At 50.0% G+C, this 3745-nt stretch carries 6 protein-coding genes; 2 read left to right on the top strand and 4 right to left on the bottom strand.

Annotated features, from left to right (window positions below):
• Positions 1 to 89 precede the first annotated feature (89 nt).
• Positions 90 to 413, bottom strand: a complete 324-nt coding sequence (locus tag K7W03_RS26865) for a hypothetical protein (protein ID WP_222887985.1) — start codon at positions 411 to 413, stop codon at positions 90 to 92.
• A 79-nt stretch (positions 414 to 492) separates the two neighbouring features.
• Here K7W03_RS26865 and K7W03_RS26860 point away from each other — a divergent pair, with 79 nt between their 5' ends.
• A complete protein-coding gene (locus tag K7W03_RS26860) occupies positions 493 to 741 on the top strand; it encodes a helix-turn-helix domain-containing protein (protein WP_226870548.1) in 249 nt (82 codons plus the stop codon).
• Positions 742 to 749: 8 nt separating this feature from the next.
• On the opposite strand, the gene K7W03_RS26855 is transcribed toward K7W03_RS26860, so the two are convergent.
• Positions 750 to 1733 (bottom strand): hypothetical protein, encoded by a 984-nt coding sequence (locus K7W03_RS26855; protein ID WP_222887981.1) that lies wholly within the window; start codon positions 1731 to 1733, stop codon positions 750 to 752.
• Positions 1734 to 1928: 195 nt separating this feature from the next.
• Between K7W03_RS26855 and K7W03_RS26850 the strand changes: the two genes are divergently transcribed.
• On the top strand, positions 1929 to 2606 hold the full coding sequence (locus K7W03_RS26850; protein WP_222887979.1) for a recombinase family protein: 678 nt from the start codon (positions 1929 to 1931) through the stop codon (positions 2604 to 2606).
• A gap of 79 nt (positions 2607 to 2685) precedes the next feature.
• Here the strand turns inward: K7W03_RS26850 and K7W03_RS26845 are convergent, their stop codons facing one another.
• Positions 2686 to 3342, bottom strand: coding sequence for a GIY-YIG nuclease family protein (locus K7W03_RS26845; protein WP_222887977.1), 657 nt, complete (start codon positions 3340 to 3342; stop codon positions 2686 to 2688).
• Between the two features lie 25 nt (positions 3343 to 3367).
• The coding region (locus K7W03_RS26840; protein ID WP_222887975.1) for a hypothetical protein at positions 3368 to 3745 on the bottom strand (378 nt) is incomplete at its 5' end.

Here is a 3745-nt window from a genome sequence, read left to right as displayed (position 1 = left end):
CTAACCCGGCACCATGAACCCGCCGCGACAATCTGTTCTCATCCTGATAGTCGCTGACCTCTCACCCAGATCGTCGCGCTATAGTTCGGTCATCGTTGGACCTCACCGGCTACGGGATGGCAGATTAGGTTGGCTTGAAGCTGTAGGCTGAACGGGTCCACATATTCATCGTCAATGTCGCAACCGCTGGTTAGCCGGGCGACTTCCCTGTTCCAGTCCCGGATGATTGCACCGCGCTTGCGACCGAATATCGTCGGAATATGGTACACAGTGATCTTGTCACCATAGTTGCGGACTTCGAACGTCTCGCCATTATGCTGTAGCTTATGCTTCTTCCCGTCGGTTGGGACCAGCATGGGTTGTACGCTTGGTTCCTGCGCCGCCAGCAGAAGCGCGATAGCTGTTAGGATCATTGGCCCCCTCTACACAGAATTCGTGTAATCTCTTCACACGGTTTTTGTGTAAAAGGCAAGGCATCCGAATGGCTTGTTCATGGAAGCAAGGCAGTCGGCAAAGGGCAATAAAGCCCACGATCCCCGCTACAGGGAGTTGATCGACAAGCTCGTCGCGGCGCGCAAGGAGAGGGGTCTTAGCCAGGAAGCATTGGCGAGGGCACTGGGCCGTCACCAGCAGTTTGTATCGCGCTACGAGACTGGCGAACGCCGCCTAGATGCTGTTGAGTTTGTGGACATCGCGAGAATTCTGAGAGTGCCGTTGACAGTATTAGAAGAAGTTGGATAGATTTTATGTCACTTATGTGAATATCCCGAATGTTCGTATATATCATTTTCCATGTAAATTATAGTTCCGTCTTCTGCACTGTAAACATCGCTATCGAAAGAATTTTCTCTGCTTTCCCTCGTTATTTGCAGAATAGTCTCGACGCTTCTTCCTCCTGATTTTAGATATTTCTTCAAATCCGATAATAATCCTACATGTATACCGGGAACAATCTCCTTTGTTCGGTATCCACTTAAAACGTCATTTCGGAAGCCGTCATCTTCCTCGTCCAATACAAATGCGTAGGCATCCTCGATCACTTCGCTTTGTGAAACGCTGACGTCGAATCCGAAACCATCAGGGTCTTCAACGTGCCCTTGCACGCCGGAGGTGCAGAGGGTCCAGACGCACGCATTTCGTGTTTCAGGAGTTTGCCCGTTGACGGTGGCTACTGAGGATACTTGCGCCAGCGCTTGTTCCATCGCAGCATTGAATTGACTGGTGGATAAAGAGCCGGAGCCATTCCGCACTGTCCTGCCCTTCGACTCTAAAACATGAACTTCGTTAAGTGCACCGAACCCAAACAAATCGGCTTCCTTACGTCCTTTTTCCAACAAAGGTCTTTTTGAGGAACTGTAATTTTGTGGACGGGTCCAATCACAAGCGGATGCATGTATAACAATGGGAGCGGAGAGCACCTTTTGAGCAAAGATTTTGGTCAAACCCTGGCCAATGTAATATGCACCGGTCTTATTTTCTGAGCTATCTACACTGAAATAATAACTGTCCAAGCAAAACCCACTTGTAACATTTTTTGTTATAAATGGCGCTACGTTTCCAAAGACATTAGAAAATCTTCGCCAGCCTTTTAATTCAGTCGGAATGAAAAATCCGTTATAACCACACGTCATGGCCGCCAAGATTATGCCAAGCCGCCCACAATGAAATGATTGAACCCCGTTTACGTGAGAAAACTTTGGAGGAAAATTGCTGCAAGAGACATTGATGGGCATGGAGAATTTTCGTTGTGTAAGTTGGACTGTTTGATTGTGCTTAATAGCGGCTCGATAGGCTGTGCCCACAATATAATTGCAAGGTCTTGCATCACGCTGGTTTATTGTCATGGGGGGTATGGCAGGCCAAGCCTTTCCCTGATCGGAAATTATGTTACATTAGTAGCAACGGACGATGCGACTCATGGAACAGCAATGGCTCAGGGTAAGTTTGTATCATATTTGAGAGTCAGTACCGCGCGGCAAGGGCGCAGCGGACTGGGACTAGAGGCGCAGCGCAAAGCGGTCTCGGATTATCTCAACGGCGGTGCGTGGGAGTTGTCCGGCGAATTTGTTGAGGTCGAATCTGGGAAGCTGGACGGCAGGCCGCAACTGGAAGCTGCCTTGGCTATGTGCGAGTTGACCGGCGCAACCCTAGTGGTTGCCAAGCTGGACCGGCTAAGCCGGAACGTCGCTTTCCTCGCGGCCCTTCAAGATAGCGGGGCAAGGTTTGTTGCTGCCGATATGCCGGAGGCTAACGAACTTACCATTCACATCATGGCCGCTGTCGCACAGGCAGAACGTAAAGCAATCTCGAAGCGGACCAAGGAAGCCCTCGCAGCAGCAAAGGCAAGAGGAACCAAATTGGGAGGTTCAAGGGGCAATTTGGATGATTTGCGAAAAGGGCCAGCCGTCAGCGCGATGGTCAGGGCGAAGGCATCAATGGAACGCGCGTCAAAGGTATATCGTCACATTGAGGCTCTGCAAGCGGCAGGGATAATAACCCTCCGACCCATAGCGGATAAGCTGAACTCAGCGGGGATAACGACACCGCGCGGGGGCCAGTGGGGACCATCGCAAGTGAAGCGGATTCTGGATATGGGAGGCAGGTAGAGGCTTTAGGCGCTAGTTATTCCGCATACCTAACCTGGAACATAAGCTCATGTGATGAATGACAGTAAAGAAATACTTTTTAAGTATCTATGCTGTCGTAAGGGTACGCACTATTATAAAGATCGCTGACCAGAGTATTATTGAATGACCAATGTCGACCTGGTGCTACAGCGTAGTCTGCTCCCGATATAATTTGTTGAGCGCGAGTCAGAGATATTATTTCTCCACGCAAACGAACTTTTTTAGGCTCTATCACTTCTGCTTCTTCGCCGGTGGCTATGTGAACCAGCGTTGATCCGATTGGAATGCCCATTTCCTCGAAGTTCAATGGAGGGCGACGTTTGCGTTCAAATGCCCGAACAGCAGCTAAAGTGCCCGGCTCTGACGCTTCCACTGCATATTCAACCGCGCGTTCTGTCTGAGGGGTTAAATCTTGCCCCGGAAAAGCATTGATAAGCGCAACTGGGCGCTCCGGTGTGATGCTGAAAAACTCGCGAGAGGGGTTAACCCGATCTGGACCAAAAGCAATGTGTAATGCGCGTTCAACAATCCGCGCATCATGAACAGCGCGGGCGACAGCAACTTTGAATGGCAATGGTACGCCTGTTGCTCTGCTCAGTTCAGCTACTCGACGTTCTACGCTCTCGCCGGACGTTCGTCCGATCTTCACCATGTGCGGCATCGCATCATTGGTAAGTACGTAAATTATACCACCATTTTCAGTAGTGTCTGGCATATTTTGTCGGCTTCCAGAAATGAATTTATCGTAAGCACTCTTTTACTGCCAACTCTAGAGAATCAACATGGATGGGAGTTGGGCTTCCGCTTTTCATTTTCCATACGGTGTAACCACCCGGAAGAGGTTTGGCTTTAAGGGCAGTTTGTTTTCCTTCACTGATGAAGCGCGTAAGCAGGCGCGTCTTGTTGTCTTCTTGTATGTCAAAAAGTTTGCGCGCTACAGCATCCGTCAAAAGGTGGCTTCCCTTTGTGTCCAGGCAGTACACGATGCCCTTGTTCCAAACTATAAAGTCTGGATAAAAGTTCGCAGTGTCACTGACCTGACCCCCTGATTTCCACCAGCGCGGATTAGAGGCTGGCAGCTTTGTTGCGCATGAGCGCGGGTTGAGCAATGGCCTGCG

This window comes from Sphingobium sp. PNB (genome assembly GCF_019873065.1).
Classification (GTDB): domain Bacteria; phylum Pseudomonadota; class Alphaproteobacteria; order Sphingomonadales; family Sphingomonadaceae; genus Sphingobium; species Sphingobium fuliginis.
The sequence above is the reverse complement of the archived record's forward strand: the minus strand, read 5'-3'. Positions and strand labels throughout refer to the sequence as shown.

What these genes read in the sequence shown, in the direction of transcription:
- K7W03_RS26865 (WP_222887985.1), bottom strand. Translation starts at nt 413, where the DNA reads ATGATCCTAACAGCTATCGCGCTTCTGCTGGCGGCGCAGGAACCAAGC.
- K7W03_RS26860 (WP_226870548.1), top strand. Translation starts at nt 493, where the DNA reads ATGGAAGCAAGGCAGTCGGCAAAGGGCAATAAAGCCCACGATCCCCGC.
- K7W03_RS26855 (WP_222887981.1), bottom strand. Translation starts at nt 1,733, where the DNA reads ATGCCCATCAATGTCTCTTGCAGCAATTTTCCTCCAAAGTTTTCTCAC.
- K7W03_RS26850 (WP_222887979.1), top strand. Translation starts at nt 1,929, where the DNA reads ATGGCTCAGGGTAAGTTTGTATCATATTTGAGAGTCAGTACCGCGCGG.
- K7W03_RS26845 (WP_222887977.1), bottom strand. Translation starts at nt 3,342, where the DNA reads ATGCCAGACACTACTGAAAATGGTGGTATAATTTACGTACTTACCAAT.